22 protein-coding genes are annotated in these 15,861 nt (G+C 36.5%); 15 read left to right on the top strand and 7 right to left on the bottom strand.

The window, feature by feature from the left end; all coding sequences use genetic code 11:
* Positions 1-20 precede the first annotated feature (20 nt).
* The 4 genes from ACWPWK_RS18855 to ACWPWK_RS18870 all read right to left on the bottom strand — a co-directional run bounded on the left by ACWPWK_RS18855 (position 21) and on the right by ACWPWK_RS18870 (position 3,927).
* Positions 21-521: a siphovirus Gp157 family protein gene (locus ACWPWK_RS18855; protein WP_109372816.1), complete on the bottom strand. Its 501-nt coding sequence runs from the start codon at positions 519-521 to the stop codon at positions 21-23.
* The gene (locus tag ACWPWK_RS18860) at positions 521-2,488 is read right to left on the bottom strand and encodes an exonuclease family protein (protein WP_109372817.1); all 1,968 of its coding nucleotides are present in this window, start codon (positions 2,486-2,488) and stop codon (positions 521-523) included. Before ACWPWK_RS18860 ends, ACWPWK_RS18855 begins: the two co-directional genes overlap by 1 nt.
* A 12-nt stretch (positions 2,489-2,500) precedes the next feature.
* Positions 2,501-2,833 (bottom strand): hypothetical protein, encoded by a 333-nt coding sequence (locus ACWPWK_RS18865; RefSeq protein WP_072069979.1) that lies wholly within the window; start codon positions 2,831-2,833, stop codon positions 2,501-2,503.
* A gap of 401 nt (positions 2,834-3,234) precedes the next feature.
* Complete coding sequence (locus ACWPWK_RS18870; RefSeq protein WP_109372818.1) at positions 3,235-3,927, bottom strand: S24 family peptidase; 693 nt, start codon at positions 3,925-3,927, stop codon at positions 3,235-3,237.
* Positions 3,928-4,032: 105 nt separating this feature from the next.
* Here ACWPWK_RS18870 and ACWPWK_RS18875 point away from each other — a divergent pair, with 105 nt between their 5' ends.
* The 5 genes from ACWPWK_RS18875 to ACWPWK_RS18895 are packed head-to-tail and all read left to right on the top strand — an operon-like array spanning position 4,033 to position 7,255.
* The gene (locus tag ACWPWK_RS18875; RefSeq protein WP_109372819.1) at positions 4,033-4,278 is read left to right on the top strand and encodes a transcriptional regulator; all 246 of its coding nucleotides are present in this window, start codon (positions 4,033-4,035) and stop codon (positions 4,276-4,278) included.
* A gap of 48 nt (positions 4,279-4,326) precedes the next feature.
* Positions 4,327-4,782, top strand: a complete 456-nt coding sequence (locus tag ACWPWK_RS18880) for a toxin YdaT family protein (protein WP_049257326.1) — start codon at positions 4,327-4,329, stop codon at positions 4,780-4,782.
* Positions 4,783-4,799: 17 nt separating this feature from the next.
* On the top strand, positions 4,800-5,024 hold the full coding sequence (locus ACWPWK_RS18885) for a hypothetical protein (RefSeq protein ID WP_103004846.1): 225 nt from the start codon (positions 4,800-4,802) through the stop codon (positions 5,022-5,024).
* Position 5,025: 1 nt separating this feature from the next.
* Complete coding sequence (locus tag ACWPWK_RS18890; protein WP_109372820.1) at positions 5,026-5,856, top strand: replication protein; 831 nt, start codon at positions 5,026-5,028, stop codon at positions 5,854-5,856.
* Positions 5,846-7,255: a replicative DNA helicase gene (locus ACWPWK_RS18895; protein ID WP_109372821.1), complete on the top strand. Its 1,410-nt coding sequence runs from the start codon at positions 5,846-5,848 to the stop codon at positions 7,253-7,255. Before ACWPWK_RS18890 ends, ACWPWK_RS18895 begins: the two co-directional genes overlap by 11 nt.
* A gap of 47 nt (positions 7,256-7,302) precedes the next feature.
* Here ACWPWK_RS18895 and ACWPWK_RS18900 read toward each other — a convergent pair whose 3' ends face one another.
* Together ACWPWK_RS18900 and ACWPWK_RS18905 are read right to left on the bottom strand one after the other, a co-directional pair.
* On the bottom strand, positions 7,303-8,040 hold the full coding sequence (locus ACWPWK_RS18900) for a hypothetical protein (RefSeq protein WP_109372822.1): 738 nt from the start codon (positions 8,038-8,040) through the stop codon (positions 7,303-7,305).
* Complete coding sequence (locus ACWPWK_RS18905; RefSeq protein ID WP_454209241.1) at positions 8,037-9,557, bottom strand: RNA-directed DNA polymerase; 1,521 nt, start codon at positions 9,555-9,557, stop codon at positions 8,037-8,039. The genes ACWPWK_RS18900 and ACWPWK_RS18905 overlap by 4 nt, the downstream gene beginning before the upstream one ends.
* Before the next feature lie 259 nt (positions 9,558-9,816).
* Between ACWPWK_RS18905 and ACWPWK_RS18910 the strand changes: the two genes are divergently transcribed.
* The 8 genes from ACWPWK_RS18910 (at position 9,817) to ACWPWK_RS18945 (ending at position 14,021) form a co-directional block, all read left to right on the top strand.
* Positions 9,817-10,410 (top strand): DUF1367 family protein, encoded by a 594-nt coding sequence (locus ACWPWK_RS18910; RefSeq protein ID WP_219410104.1) that lies wholly within the window; start codon positions 9,817-9,819, stop codon positions 10,408-10,410.
* An 11-nt stretch (positions 10,411-10,421) separates the two neighbouring features.
* Positions 10,422-10,733, top strand: coding sequence for a Ref family recombination enhancement nuclease (locus ACWPWK_RS18915; protein ID WP_109372824.1), 312 nt, complete (start codon positions 10,422-10,424; stop codon positions 10,731-10,733).
* Entirely contained in the window at positions 10,721-11,254 is a 534-nt protein-coding gene (locus ACWPWK_RS18920; protein WP_109372825.1) for an antiterminator Q family protein, read from the top strand. Before ACWPWK_RS18915 ends, ACWPWK_RS18920 begins: the two co-directional genes overlap by 13 nt.
* Positions 11,255-11,416: 162 nt before the next feature.
* On the top strand, positions 11,417-11,614 hold the full coding sequence (locus ACWPWK_RS18925) for a TrmB family transcriptional regulator (RefSeq protein ID WP_109372826.1): 198 nt from the start codon (positions 11,417-11,419) through the stop codon (positions 11,612-11,614).
* A gap of 142 nt (positions 11,615-11,756) precedes the next feature.
* Positions 11,757-12,809 carry a DNA-methyltransferase gene (locus tag ACWPWK_RS18930; RefSeq protein ID WP_208623305.1) on the top strand — a complete coding sequence of 351 codons (1,053 nt, stop codon included), beginning with the start codon at positions 11,757-11,759 and terminating at the stop codon, positions 12,807-12,809.
* Positions 12,810-12,872: 63 nt separating this feature from the next.
* Positions 12,873-13,178 carry a phage holin family protein gene (locus ACWPWK_RS18935; RefSeq protein ID WP_036908815.1) on the top strand — a complete coding sequence of 102 codons (306 nt, stop codon included), beginning with the start codon at positions 12,873-12,875 and terminating at the stop codon, positions 13,176-13,178.
* A gap of 31 nt (positions 13,179-13,209) precedes the next feature.
* A complete protein-coding gene (locus ACWPWK_RS18940) occupies positions 13,210-13,563 on the top strand; it encodes a M15 family metallopeptidase (protein ID WP_109372960.1) in 354 nt (117 codons plus the stop codon).
* Between the two features lie 5 nt (positions 13,564-13,568).
* Positions 13,569-14,021, top strand: coding sequence for a lysis protein (locus ACWPWK_RS18945; protein ID WP_109372827.1), 453 nt, complete (start codon positions 13,569-13,571; stop codon positions 14,019-14,021).
* A gap of 1 nt (position 14,022) precedes the next feature.
* Here ACWPWK_RS18945 and ACWPWK_RS18950 read toward each other — a convergent pair whose 3' ends face one another.
* On the bottom strand, positions 14,023-14,451 hold the full coding sequence (locus tag ACWPWK_RS18950; RefSeq protein WP_109372828.1) for a hypothetical protein: 429 nt from the start codon (positions 14,449-14,451) through the stop codon (positions 14,023-14,025).
* Positions 14,452-14,550: 99 nt separating this feature from the next.
* Here ACWPWK_RS18950 and ACWPWK_RS18955 point away from each other — a divergent pair, with 99 nt between their 5' ends.
* Both ACWPWK_RS18955 and ACWPWK_RS18960 read left to right on the top strand, forming a co-directional pair.
* Positions 14,551-15,570, top strand: coding sequence for a terminase small subunit (locus ACWPWK_RS18955; protein WP_109372829.1), 1,020 nt, complete (start codon positions 14,551-14,553; stop codon positions 15,568-15,570).
* 65 nt (positions 15,571-15,635) lie between these two features.
* A partial coding sequence (locus ACWPWK_RS18960) for a hypothetical protein (RefSeq protein ID WP_454209242.1) occupies positions 15,636-15,861 on the top strand: 226 nt, incomplete at its 3' end.

Consider the following 15,861-nt stretch of genomic DNA (forward strand, 5'->3'; position numbering starts at 1 on the left):
AGAAAGGGCGCTATTATGAATTAACGAACCATTAATGATCGGTCACCGACTTCTAAGTGAGCACCAGGTATTTCAATTCCGTTTTCAATCGCTTCTTTGATGCCTTTTTTATCAGGTGCGGTGATGGTTTGAACATCAACCAACTCATCTGGCAACAAAGCTTCATTGTCGATAATGACTCGAACAACGCCAGCTCTAGCTGTGAATGTATTTTTTGTTGTTTTTAATTTATCTAATCCTGAAGCTAATAAGCAGTTGAGAGCATATTTCTTTAGATTTTTAGCTTGGTTTTCGAATGATTTTTTACGATCAGATAAACGTTTAGATTCCTCATCCAGTGTTTTAGCTTGACCTTCGATATTGCGAACGTGGTGCATAATTGCATCCAATTTATCACCTAACTCGCCCTCGATACCTTCCAACGTATCTGCGATATCTTCAGGAGAGAATTCTCCTTTTTCAACGAGTTGTTGTAATTTTTCGTAATTGGTCGCCAGTGCGATAGCAGTAGTATTGGTCATTAGATTGCCTCTTCTTTCTGTTTAAGTTGGTCTGAGCACTCTTTTTCGATTTGATTTAATCGGCGTAACCGGCCAGATAAATATTTCTCGTATTCTTCGTCACGACGTTCTTGAGCTGATTTGATATGTGCAGAAATTTCACGCGTTAATGTAGATGCAATGCCTCGTAATTCATTCTCAGTAACAGCACTACGCATCACTTCCGTATGTTTAGTAAATTTCTCGTCTAATTCTTTACGAATGCGAGTAATATCTTCAGCTTTCTCGCTCGCATTTTTAATTTCAAACTCAAGCTTATTACTCGCTAAGTATTCAGGGTTATCATGCATACCCATAAAGACATCAGAGCTAAAGCCAAGCATTGATAGGGCTTTTTTGATGGCATCAGTTAGTGATTTTTTAATAGCTTCACCGTCAACCTTAATGCCATAGTTAGTTTGATAGCGGTATGGTGTTGCACCATAACTTTCAAACTCACCGCGGGTTTCACATTCGATGATGTACCAAAAACGGATCTTAATTGAGTGGTTTTGTTCGCAGAATAACGCTCCATCACCATCACGTAAAAAACGGGTTGCAACTTGTTTATTACGTTCATCGAGAACAGGTTCTACAAGAGGCTTTCCATCAATAAATTTTTCTTCAAGGACTTCATAACCCCAACCTTCACCAATAGGGCCGAATATTTCAGTCGCACGCATAAACATGTAGGTGCTGTTTATGCTAGTTCCTATAAATCCCATGCCTTCTAACGGCTTAGTAAAGCGAGGGTCTGTACGTTGTACACGCTTCCAAATATTAAGATTATTTGCATCACCTAAGTTAAGAACTTCCTCAAGCACACTCGCGCGTTGTTCAAAATTATCGTGCTGTACTGATGGTGTTTCAGGTTCTTTGGGTTCTTCAGTTTGCTCAATCACTTGAGCTGTTTCTGTCTTAAGTGCTACTTCTTGCTTTTTACGCGAACGTTTAGGCTTAGTTTCTTTCTCAACTGTATTTTCTTTGGATATTAAAGAGGCATTATCTGTTTGAGTTAACTTAGTAGTAATTTCTTCTTTTTTAATGTTGTTAGATTTGCTAATGCCCAAATGCAGATCAATCAACTCTTTTCGTGCATTAGGATTATCTAATAACTCAGGTTGTTTTTTACTTTCAGCTATTAATGCAAAAATCTTTTCACGAGGTATATCTAAGATGCCAGCTGTTGTGCGTAAATCCATTGACCAGCGTTTCCATGCTTTGTCGTCATCATCTATCAGCTCTTTGGCTTTCTTTACTTGAGAGGGAAGAACATTATTAGGATCAAAATCATCTAACAGCGCTAAGGCGATTTCAGTATCTATAGTTGTGTAGTTACGCTTGATAGAAGATATTTCTTCTTGTGGTTGCTCTGATTCTTCTGTCAGCCAGCTTTCACCTAGTGATTTAGCTTCTTCAACGGTGACATCTTCATTAGCAAACTCATAGATAGCCTGTGCTATTTCCATCGTTTGTTCAGCATCCATCAAAGATAACTTTGTTATTTCTGCAAGGCCTGTGGCGATATTACGAATTTTGGGATCTTCTGTGCCAGCAAGATATTTCAATGTAAAAGAGAACTCTTTGTTTGTTATTTGAGTCTTTCCAAATAACAGCAGGCTGGCGATACGAGGTTTTGTGGCTAGCTTTTTGAACTCTCTATATTCGATAGGTTTCCATTGAGTACCGTCATACTCATTTTCAACAGCAAATTTTTCATCGAAAGCATCTAAAGTAGGGCATGCAGAACCGTCAAGATGTTCGCTAATTAATGGCTCATCAGTATTAAAGTTATCCATAGCTTCTGGATATGCTTCAGATAATTTCACTACTGCAGTCGCTGTTGCCAGTTTTGCATTAGCAGTGCTTAACGCTATGGCCAACGGTACAGCACCATTGTTTGTACGAGCCTCGGTCGTAGGCTCAAATACACAGATAAAAGTTTTCATTGGTCTTGCCTCTTAGTAAGGGATTTCTTCGTCAGTTTTCGAAATGGGTTTGCCTTCCAAGCAGAGAAGCATTTGGATTTGATCTTCTAACAGGCTTGATTTCACTTGGGCATCAGAAAGAATTTTTTCTTGCTCATTGCGTAGAAAATCAATTTCAGCGTGAACGAGATCAGTTTGAGTTGGCTCTTTAAAAGGAACATCAACAGTGTGTTCTGCAATAACGAAACCTAGTCCATCATTAGGATCGGCTTTAAATGCGTAGGCGTTATATTGATAAGAACCATCGAACTGTTTTTGAGCGTGAATATAGAGTGTGACGGTTAGGCTTTCAGGTTGTGCTTTCATAGCAACTCCTTTAAAATAACGGTGATCAGTGATTTATCATTGGTCTTGCCTCTTCTAGCGTTTGGTCGCGCTAGTAGAACTCTCGGTTAGCTTTGGTCGGCGACCCGAGGTAAAGGAACCCACTTCGGTGGGTTTTTTTACGTCTGTAACTTATTGCTCGTCTTTCCGAGCCGTCATGGTCATGTCTTTGTAGCTTTGGTCTTAAATATTCCCTAGTGCTGAATAAGAAGGTCTGAACACTTACCTAAACACTTGCTGTGTTGTTTTTGTTGTTAGTAAATCTACAAGTTAAAATTGAATATTGCAAGTCTATTTTACAAATAATTCTTGTAATTATATATAAAAAAAATTACAAGAGTTATTAAGCTCCTGTAATTTAATTTGAATTTTATGAAAGGATTTTAAGCGTAACGCTTGTATGTTCTAGATTGACTGAGGAGGACTTTACCAAAAATGAAGAATTGGTCTTCATCTTCTTTACCAATATCCCAATCTCGGTAATTGGGATTATCAGAGATAACGGTTAATTTATTCTTTATCATTTGAAGTCTTTTAATGTGCAATGTTTGACCAAAAATGAAAACGTAAATGCCATCACCATCAAAATAATCTATGTGAACATCTATGAAAACTTGGTCTCCTGGTTCAATAGTATTTTGCATACTATCACCAACCACAGTGATCATTTTTATATTAGCGCTAGGTCTGTTGCCAAATAAACGGAGTGCTTCATCAGATGTATATTCAATAGCTCTAATTGTTTCAATAAATTCACTTTTATTAATAATGCCAGGGCCTGCGCTTGCTTCTATATCAAGTAGTTCAACAAGATAAGAATCACTCTTACGGACAACTGGCTTATTCATTACTTCAGTTGAAACATCACTCATAAAAAACCAATGTTCTGGATATCCTGAGATACTAGACAATGCTGTTAAATTATTACCCCTAGGTGCTGTTTTACCGCTCACCCAAAATTGCACTGATTGAGGGCTAACACCGAGCCTACGAGCTAATTCTGATTGAGACCAGTTTCGCTCGGTTAGTATTTGGCTAATACGTGTAGCTGATACTTCATTCGGATTCTTTTTCATAAAATTATATTACAAGCTTTCCTTGTAGGGATCACTTCAAGAAAAACTTGATATTGTTGCGTGTTTGATTGTAAGATTAACTTGTAATTCAAAAAGGAGAAAACAATGACACCTTGTATAAAAAACAAAATTATCAATCTAGCGAGCCAATCAGAGATTGCTCGACGATTAAATACGAAGCCTCAAACAGTGCATTTATGGTTTAAAAATGGCGTTCCTGCTCCGAAGGTTTTAAGCCTGTGTGAGTGTTTAGGATGGCAAGTGACACCTCATGAGGTTGCGCCAGAAATTTATCCTAATCAGTTTGATGGGCTTCCTAAATCATCATCAGTATTACAGGTATCAAATTAAAAAACTGATTATGCATAATCAATTTTTCTAGCGACAGGAGACGCAAAAATGAATTTTGATATCAACATTATCAGAGCTGAAATTGAAGATTGGGCGGTAGAACAAGGGCAAGAACATGTTGCCATTGAGATTAGCCGAGCTTATTTACGATTAGTGGTTAATCAAGAACATGGTCGATTATATGCCATTGAGGATCAAACTGGTAAGGCCGATTGGAAAGCAATCAATAATAACCGGCAACAGATATTTCGCTGGTTAAGAGGTGATTCTCGTGCATCTCAAAGGAAGATTGCTGAGTTAATGCCTGCGATTGAAATGGCACTACCGGCTTCGAGGTTAGCTCGAGTACGTGGAGATACGAAAAACTATTTAGCAACCGTGGCTATTCAGCGTTTTGCTGATGCTATGACTGAAATCTTATTAGAAGGTCGTGACATGTCACACCAAATAAACAATGTAGTACGTGCATTAAATGAGATATCACGCCCGACCAGCGTGCATTAATTCAAGAGGCAAGACCAATGATTAGATCAACTGAAAAAATTACATACCGTAATGGGTTTATGCTGAATGATAAACCTGCCCATATATCAGAAATTAGGGATATCTTTGAGGGTAGACGTGTTATTGCGTTGTTAGTTTGGGAACAGTATGAAAAGCAAAAACAAAAATTACTGTCGAAGAATTTAACCCCTGAGCAGTACCAAAATGCTTGCCGTAATATTGCTAAAGCACTGGGGGTGTAAAGTGAGAGCATCTGATTTGTTATTAGACTTTGGACGTCCAGTTGCTTATTTCCCTGGGTTAGTAAAACGTTTGGGCAGTGTAAATGCAGTAATATTTTTTAGCCAAATATTTTATTGGCAGGATAAAGCTGACTCTAAATTAGGTGTTTATAAAACATCAGAAGAAATTGAATCTGAGACGGGTTTAAGCTACCGAGAACAGCTTACGGCTAGAAAGCATTTAGTTAGCAGAGGTATTCTGGTTGAGACTAATAAACGCTTAGAGCATAAGATTTATTATCTAATTGACTGCGAAAAATTAGATTATGTCATGTCACAACCTATTGAAAATGCCCCAAATGCGCAAAGCGCAACTGGGGAAAGTCACAATAGTGATTTCGCGGAACAACAAAACGAACGACCGCGACAAGACAAAACTGACGGTAGCGATGAAACAAATCCGCAGTTCGATCCTACAGAGATTACTACATATATTACTACAGATATTACTGAGGGTACGTCAGGAGAACCTGACGACAACAAATCGTCACCAAAAATTAAATTGAATTATGAAAATATTATTAATTCATATCACAATATTTTGTCTGATATGCCAGCTATCAAAGTAATGACTGATGAGCGTAAACGGAAGCTAAGAAATTTCTGGATAAAATTTAAATTCAATCAAGAGCGCTGGGAAAATTATTTATCGTATATTGCCAGTAATTGTCGATGGATGATGGAGGATCGAGATAATGGGCGAGGGGGTACATGGCGACGTAAAAATTTAGATTATTTAATTACGGAACGTTGTTATGTTGCGGTCAAAGAGGAACGTGCTAATGACAAATGATTATTTCACCCCTCCATACAATCTTGAAGCAGAGCAGGCTGTACTAGGTGGCTTGATGATCAGCACTGACGAAGATAAGCGTCAACATGTGATATCACTAGTTAAATCAGGATCATTTTATTCAAGACCTCACAGTCGAATTTTTACAGAGATTGTGAAGTTAATAAAATCTGACTACCCAACAGATGTCATTACAGTTAGTGACTCTTTAACACGTAGTGGTGATTTAGAAAAAGTTGGGGGATTTGCCTACATAGCGGAGCTTTGTAGATTACCTTCAGTTGCTAACATTGTGAACTACGCTCGGATTGTACGAGATAAGGCGATACAGCGTTATGCTATCAACAACCTTAATACCTGCGTTGAAATGCTAATGGCGAATGATGGTCTTGATATCAACAATAAACTATCAAATGTTCAGCAGGTTGTATCAAGCATTGTAGAACATGCGAAAACAGGAAAAAGCAAAGGTTTAAGGCCTGCTCTAGATGTTGTTGGAGATTGGCTTGATGATGTTGATAGGCGCTTTAGTGATCCTAAAAATGCGGTGGGTTTTACTTTGGGTATAGAGTCACTGGATGAGTTAATGGCTCCTAAGCAGGCATTAAGAGGATCATTAATTGTTGTTGGTGCAAGACCCAAAATGGGTAAAACCGCATTTTATAATCGTGTTGCAACTCACTTTGCATTAAACCACCAGTTACCCACATTGCTTTTCAGCCTTGAAATGACAGACCGTGGGATCATTGAACGAATGATCTCTCAAGAAGGCGATGTATCTGCAGATATTTTTTATACAGGTACACATGATGATATGGAAATGGCTAGGGCATTAGCCAGAGCAAAAGAGATTGCAGAATCGAATATGTATATCGATAGCACTCCTGGTATTGATCTTAACCATATCATTGCTGAATGTCGCAAGGTTAAACGAGCTAAAGGGCAAATAGGCCTAATAGCGATTGACTACCTGACTCTTATCAAAGCTGGGCAGGCTGAACGTCGTGATATTGCATATGGTGATATTACTACGGGGTTAAAAAATCTAGCAAAAGAAATGGATTGTGTTGTCCTGTTATTAACTCAACTTAACCGTAAATTGGAAGATAGGGCAGATAAGCGCCCGACACCAGCTGATAGCCGTGATACAGGGCAAATTGAGCAAGATTGTGATGTCTGGATTGGTTTATATCGTGATGCTGTTTACAACGATAATGCTGATAAATCTCTAATGGAAATTCTTCTTAGATTAAATCGTGATGGAAATACTGGTACCGCTTATGCTCAGCTGGTGAATTCTTATATTAAAAATATTAGTAAGGGGGAGGCGGAAAGATTAAGTTTTAAGAGGATGGAAAATCAAATAGGATATTCAAAAAAAATGACATTGGGTTTTTAAAGTGAAACGTATTGTAGCATTTTATTACTACAATACGTTAATTTTTTCTAAAAAGAATATTCTTCAATAAAATTATTATCAATTATATATTTTTGAATTTCTGAATATAATTCAGTGCAATTTAATGCACTTATTTTTAAGCAAAAGTCATTAACATCTTCTGAAAATGAAATTCCCATTCTAGGATTAAAAAGTTCTATTTTATTAATTAAATATGGTATATTTGAATAATGATTCAAAGTTAAATATATTACTATTTGTCTTATGTCTGTTAAACTAAATTTTCTTTCCCCAGATTTTATTTCAGTAAGTGTACCATCACAAATTAAATCCCCATAAGATTGGTTTATAAAACCACATCCGTCAAAACAAGGATCTATGCATATTTCACGGTTGTTTTTGAAGTGTTCATACATTAATTTAAATAATTTATTAACTTGAATCAATTCAACATTTTCCAATGGTAAAGAAAAATCTTTACCATAGCTAAAGTTTAATAAATATTGTAAGCATTCTTCCATTATAACTATAAATTCATCGCTCTTCAAAAATGAATTGTGAGATAACTTTTCAATATTATATTCTTTTTGAATTAACTTTCTTAACATAAAAAATGATAGAGTGTTAATTAATGCAATATTTTCTTTTCTATGCGTCGAAGGAATAGGATTGTATTCGGCGATTAGTAGTCCTCCATTAATTAGTCTTACATAGTTTTTAGCATTCGGTAAAACTTCATTCCAAAATGAAGTAAATTTCTTAGAAAACGTCACTTCAGAAATCATAAAGCATCCCCCAAATCTTTATTTTCTTTGCGTTTTGCTCCCCATGATTTATATAGTTTATCAATGAAATTAAATTTACTTTTATTGTGTTCTTGCCAATGTTTTCCTTCATCACCTAATAAGTATGATGCTATAATGAATAATCTTCTTTGCCATGAAGACATTGTGGAAAAGTTTCTTTTTAATTCGGATATCCAATAGAATGTATTCCATTTTGTCATCGCTTGGGTAATTAATAAGTTAATTAATAGGCTATCACTATTAGAGTTATATAAGTCTATTAATATAATTTGATTTTCTACAGTATTTTCTTTTGATAGTAGTCTTATTACAAATGAAATATTTAATTCTATTTTTAATATAAATGAATCATTTTTAATTAGCTCTATAATTTTAGTATTAATGAATTTTTTGGTTTCTGGATCAAAACGTTGCCAGCTAGATATAGCTATTTGGATTATTGTATTGAATATTGGATATAATTCATTAATACTATTAAACATAACTTTAAAAGCATCGGATAAAATTTTGTCAGATGCAACAGTTAGTGATTTTACTAACTGTTTTGTAAATGGTTGATTAATTTTTGACTTCTGTAGTTCGTCACTTAACATTCCGAGCAAATCAAAGTCTTTTAATGAGTCTTTTATTTCTTCATATTGTTTATCTGCATTTTGTGAATATGGATCATACCTGATAGGTAAACTCATAAATTTAGCTTTCATTGGAGAGTCTATATCTTCAGAACTACCAAATAACTTTGATTGGGTTAGAGATACAAATTCATCTTTAGATAAAATATTTGTTTTATGCTTTTGTAGAGTTAAACCTTCATTCTCCATCAATTTTTTACTGAGTAGAGTTAATATAGAATGAGCTTCTTCTCTGGTCTCGCAAAAGATAACAAAGTCATCGACATATCTTTTAAATTTAATACTATTTATTAATAATAAATGATCTAAACTATTTAGTGCTAATTCAGCTAATATCCTCGATGCTGGGCCACCTACTGGTAGACCATAAGAATTTGTACCAGAAAATATTTGCATCATTTTTTTTATTTTAGATGATATGTTTTTATGTGGGTCTATTCTGTCTAATGAATTCTCTAACCTATGATGATAAATTCGAGTGTAAAAATCCGCTATATCACATGTGACTATAAAATTAATTTTTTCATCTGATTTAGCTAGCTCTAAACTATCTTCTTGAAATTTCCTCCAATTTATATTTTTACAGAATAAAGCCCCTGAAGCAAAGTCAGGTGCGAATCTATATGAGTAAACATGTGTGCTATCAACTCTATTATTTTCAATATCAGATGCTAGAAACAAGACTAATCCTAAAAAATAAGCATTCCAATATGGATCTATTTGAGTTGCCCATCGATATCCATTGTATCCTACGGTGGAGCATGTACTTATATTTATTGGTGGACATTCATTTATATGTTCTGTGAAATTCTTATGTGTTTCTTTTAAAGATGTTAAAATTTCTGAAAATATATCATCGAACATTCTTGTTTCATATGGATAAGGAAAAATATCAGTATCACCAAAATTAATGATATTTTTAAGAGCTAGCGCAAAAGATGATTTTGGTCATTACTTTTATATATAAATGTATTCTTATCTATTATTTTTTTAGCCATGATATTCTCAATTTTTAATATTGTTGTTTAATTTTATTATAGTAATAATATTAAATTTATTATACAATAATAATTGGTCTGAACACCCAATCCTAAACATTTGCTGTGTCAACTGAGACCCAAGTATGGCACAGCATAGTTTTATCAAAATGTCTAACGATACTCTTGTACCGGCTAACCCTGTTACGAGAGATTTTCTGCATTCAAAAATCAAGTGTGGTGATGTGCTTTCAGCTAATTTTAAGAAAGCTCGTAACCCTCGATTTCATCGTAAATACTTCGCATTACTCAACTTAGGCTATGAATATTGGGAACCAGTTGGCGGTACCATTTCACCTGAAGAAAAAGAGCTTGTGCGTGGTTACATCACATTCCTTTCATATTACACGGATAATGCTGACGCGCTTTTATCCGCATCTGATATTTATCTTGAAGAAGTCGCACAAGATCGTGCGCAAAATATCTCAGCAACAAAATCATTTGATGCTTTTCGCTATTGGGTTGTAGAGCAAGCCGGTTATTACGACACATTTGAAATGCCTGACGGTAGTTTACGTCGTATCGCTAAATCAATCAGCTTTGCAAATATGGATGACCTAGCATTTAGCGAACTCTACAAAGCTACACTCGATGTGCTTTGGAATTTTATCCTTCGTAAGCAATTCTCTACTCAAAAAGCTGTAGAAAATGCAGTATCTCAATTATTAAGTTTCACATAGAGGCAAGACCAATGATCAAATCAAAGACCAAAGAAGAAAAGAAATGGCTATCAGATGTAGCGGAGCTGGGTTGTATTTGCTGTCGCAATATGGGGCTTGGGGCAAGTAGAGCGGAAATACATCATGTTAGGACTGGGCAGGGAATGGCACAGCGAGCCAGTCATACAGATGTTTTACCACTATGTCCTCCACATCATAGGGCGTGTTATGAAACCGGCTTTCATGCATCACCTAAATCATGGCAAGAAATTCATGGTACCGAAATTGAGTTATTAGAACAGACTAAGCAAGAAGTAATGGAGTTACGAGCATGTCGAGTATAAAGAGCATATCAGATGGGTTAAAACTTGATGATGATCAGGTTGCATGGATCCAGCCTTGGTTATCAAAATTTGGAGCATGGGTATATTCAGGGAGGATAGAAAAAAGGCAAAGCAGTATTATTGCTGAATTTATGGAGACAGTAGAAAGGCGTGATTATCCTGAGCGAGAAATGTGTAATGACGACGATGGTATGTTGATCGCTAAAGTGGTCGATAAAATTTATCACATAGACAGAATAGCGTTTACGCTCTTATTACTGCGTTATGCCTTTGGTAGCTCAGATCGCGCTATTGCTCGTTATTATCACCATATCGTGAAACCGCGCCAAATGATTAGACGCAATAGAACGGTAGAATATAGAAAACCTTCTATGTCTACATGCAGAAGAGAAATTGAGGACATCATTAGTTCAGCCGAATATTTAATTTACCCACATTTAAAAGATGCATTTAAAAAACGTGAAAAAGAGTGGAAAAGTAAAAATAATAGCAAGAACGTGTTGACTTCTTTGAGCCAATGATCCACTATTTAAATATAAGTTGCCGTTTTTATACAGTGACCAACTAACCCAGCCTAAGCGCTGGGTTTTTTTGTATCTAAAACAGATAAGGCTTGCTGTTTCCTTTGTTCAGAGTTACATGTGTGTTCACGACCAATAACTGACCAAAGGTATTAAAATATCATGTTAAAACATAGTGATATGACAGAAGAGGCAAGACTTGTTTTTGAAGTTGTTCCGCACACGATGGAAGTTACAGTTGGCGAAGTTGCACAATTTACTTATTTAACTGAGCCACGTTGTCAATTGATATTAACGCAGTTGGCGATGGCGGGGCTAATCAAAGAAAATATCAAAGAAAACACATTTCAAAATATCTAATACTGTGAAAATGGGCGACTGTAAAAGTGTTGGTAGCACCTTTACAGTCATTTGCCCGTTCTGGTAGATCACGGACAAACTAAAGCCCACTGCTTATGTGCACAAAGCATGGTGAGCTTATCAAAAAAGGTTCTCCTGATCTATGAAAAATACTGTGAATTTAAACAGTGTGAATTTAGTCAATGATGACTCACTCAGCTATATAAAAACACTTCCCGATAATTGTATTGATTTAATCGCAACTGACCCGCCTTACTTTCAGGTGAAGTCTTGTAGTTGGGATAATCAGTGGGAAAACGTAACATCATATTTATCTTGGCTTGATGAAATGCTTGCGGAATTTTGGCGGGTATTAAAGCCTAACGGTAGTCTTTATATCTTTTGCGGTTCGAAACTAGCGTCAGATACAGAATTACTCGTCCGTGAAAGATTTAATATTCTAAGTCACATTATATGGGCTAAACCATCAGGGCCTTGGCGCAGGGCATGTAAAGCTGATTTACGCAGTTTCTTTCCAAGCACTGAAAGAATTTTATTTGCTGAACATTATCAAAGCCCATACAAGGGTAAAACCAGTGTCTATCTTCAGCAATGCAAGGCGCTTAAAGAAAACGTATTTAAACCTTTGATTGAGTATTTTAAATCTGCACGTGAATCATTAGGAATAACAGCAAAAGAAATAAAACAGGCAACAGGTAAGCAGATGGCTTCACACTGGTTTAGTTACAGCCAATGGCAACTACCTAGTGAGTCTGATTACAAAAAACTGCAGGAGCTGTTTCAGCGTGTAGCAAGTGAAAAGTTTAGTAGTAATCCTTTAAATCGTGATCATACTGATTTGATAGAGGTGCAGGCTTCTCTTAGTCAAGAGTACCAGGAGCTTGCTGAACAATATCAATTATTACGTCGTCCTTTTTCTGTCACCGTTGATGTTCCTTACACCGATGTGTGGACGTATCCACCTGTGCAATATTACGCAGGTAAACACCCTTGTGAAAAACCAGCAGAAATGATGGAACACATTATTCGTTCAAGCAGTCGCGAAGGTGATCTGGTTGCTGATTTTTTTATGGGGTCAGGTGCAACACTAAAGTCTGCATTAAAGTTAAATCGTCGAGTTCTTGGGGTTGAACTTGAGAAAGAGCGATTTGAACAAACCACACTGGAAATAGAACAGTTTAGATTACGAAAGTAATTATGACTAAGTCCAACTTTTATTAACTAATAAGCCCCAAGCTAAGGGGGAGGTATGAAGAAAATGCCATATAAAGACCCCAATAACTATAACTGGCTTGTGGGCATACTTATCAGCGTCATGACTTTGTTAGGCACTGCAGCTAGTTGTGCATATAAAGCGTTGAATGGGGAGCATATAAGTTGGGGAGTATTTTTCCTTCAAGTTATCGTCTCTATTTTTGCTGGCGCAATGGTGTACTTAGCGTCTAGCTATTATGAGTGGGTTCCAGAACTCGCTGGTGGTATTGCTGGTTTAGCCGGTTGGTCTGGAGCTGAGTTAATTAAAACATTAGAAAAACGGTTTTTAAGGAAGGTTAGCGGTGAGTAAATTTGTATTTAGCACACGTAGTGAAAAGAATATGCAGGGTGTTCATCCTGATTTAGTCAAAGTAACTCGACGAGCACTTAAATTAACAGATGTCGATTTTATAGTTATTGAAGGAAAGCGTAATGAAGCTCGTCAACGTCAGTTGGTTATTAATGGTAAAAGTCGAACGATGAATAGTCGGCATCTTACTGGTCATGCCGTGGATTGTGCCCCTATTGTGAATGGCTCAATACCTTGGCAAGAATGGCCATACTTTAAAAAAGTGGCTGAAGCGATGATCCAAGCAGGTAAAGAGTTTGGCATTGATGTTGAGTGGGGCGGTAATTGGGATTCATTCAAAGATGGCCCTCATTTTCAATTAACGTGGAAATCATATCCAGCATAACGTCTATGAATATCACCAAATTACTCGCTGGTAGTTGTGTGGTGTTGGTGTTCTGGCTCTGGTGGGTAATAGATGACTATGGAACGTTAAAAGCGAATCACAAATTACTTACTAGTTCGTTCAATGAGCAAGTCAATATCAATCAAGATTACCAAGCACGCATAAAATCCCTTCATGACCTCGATGTAAAACATACGCAGGAACTCAATAATGCTAAAACAGAAATTAGCCGGTTACGTGATCTTAGCGAGCGTCATCCTGAGCGGGTGTACATCAAAGCCGAATGTCCAAAATCCGAAGGTGTTACCACCTCCGGCATGGATGATGCAACCACCGCCCGACCTACTGACACCGCTATCCGAAATTATTGGTTACTCCGAGAACGAATTGCAGAGTCAGAGCAAATGATTAAAGGGTTGCAGGAGTACGTGAGAACAGAGTGTAACGTTGATTATTAATTTATGATGTGCATTCAAAAATACTATCAGGCATTGAGATTAATGGCTGATAAATAGAAGCAACATATAACCATGTGATAAGCATTGAACCTAGAGCAAAACATATATATATGAAAACTAATTTTAAAGTGAATTTCTCATTTTTTTGGGGTTTTATCGGAAAGTGATTAGTAAAGACATCATTGATAAAGAAAAAAAATAGCATAGCGATAAGAATAGCACTTACATCATATGGGTTAACTTGTAGCTTAGGATATTTACATGATGCCCTGATTGCTATAAGGAGAATTAAACCATTTACCACTGTATAAGCTGCTAAGTTTGATACTATGATACTAATTCTTTTACTAATTGATGGTACTTCATCAAAAAAATCATTTAATTTTTCGGCATATCTATTTATTGGTTCAATTATTTTACTAATCTTCATTAATACATTCCTTAAATTAACGTTTAGCAAGTCAATATAACTCATTACAAAGCTTATTTTAACGAATGGGCTTTTTAATAGGCTAAGGAGATAAACACAATGGCAAAACCGGATTGGGGGATGCTACAACAACAGTTCCTCGCCGAACATGCTATAACAGGAATATCCTCTAAAGAGTGGTGTGAACTAAAGGAACTAAATTACGCAACAGCACGACGATATATCAAAGTATCCAGTGCGCAGAATGCGCAAAAAACTGCGCACAAGAAATTGCGCACTGCGCAGAAAAAAGAATGCGCAAAAGAGCTAATGCGCAAGAGTGATATACCCGATGTGCAGAGTAATGAATCCAGTAATGCGCATGATGATGAAAACACCTTTAGTCTACGCAATTACGGGTTAACTGAACAACAGGTTAAATTTGTTAGTGAATACCTTATCGACTTAAATCGAACAGGAGCATATAAGCGAGCTGGTTATAAAGGCGAAGGAAATACAGCTTATGTAAATGCTACTCGCATGCTAAGAAATGCTAAGGTTTCAAGAGCAATCACTGACGCATTAGCAGAACGGGAACGCAGAACAGAGATAACCCAAGATGCCGTATTAAAAATGTGGTGGGATATCGCAACGGCAGACGTTAACGAGCTGGCCGAATACCGTCGATTATGTTGTCGTCATTGCTGGGGCTTTGGTTTCAATTACCAGTGGCGTGATTCAATAGAGTTTGAAGATGCCATTAAAAAAGCGCTTACAGCCAATAAACCGCCTCCACAAGATGTGGGTGGCTACGGTTACGATGAAACATTAGATCCAAATCCTGATTGCCCTCGTTGTAATGGTGCTGGTATTGGTCGTGCGTATTTCCATGATACGCGTGATTTAACAGGGCCAGCGCGTCGAGTATTTGCCGGTGTGAAAGAAGGGAAGTTTGGTGTCGAGGTTATTACTCGTAATCAAGATGAAGCGCTTAAGATGGTTGCACAGCATTTAGGTATGCTGAAGAACAAGACGGAATTAACGGGTGCAGATGGTGGGCCTATTCAAACGACAGGGATCGACTTAAGCCACTTGAGCTTTGAACAATTAAAGAAACTGAGGAAGTATAAAAAAAATTAATATATTATGTTTGTTTGTCACAACTTAATTATTATTCAATAAGCTGTATAAATGGGATTTTTAAAATGAAAGAAAAATGTATTATATTACTTTTTTGTATAGCGATTCCTTCGCCTCTGTTTTTGTTGCCGTTTGGAGTTATTTCATCATATATGGCATTGTTTATCATGTTTTTAGTTGCGCTTGCTTTTACGGCATGGCTTGGTGAGACATCTTTATCATTTCCATATAAATACACTATTTATATAGGTTTTATTATTTTCATTATATTCGTGTTAGGAGAGCTAGTTT

The sequence above is a fragment of the Proteus sp. Marseille-Q3619 genome (assembly GCF_965283115.1).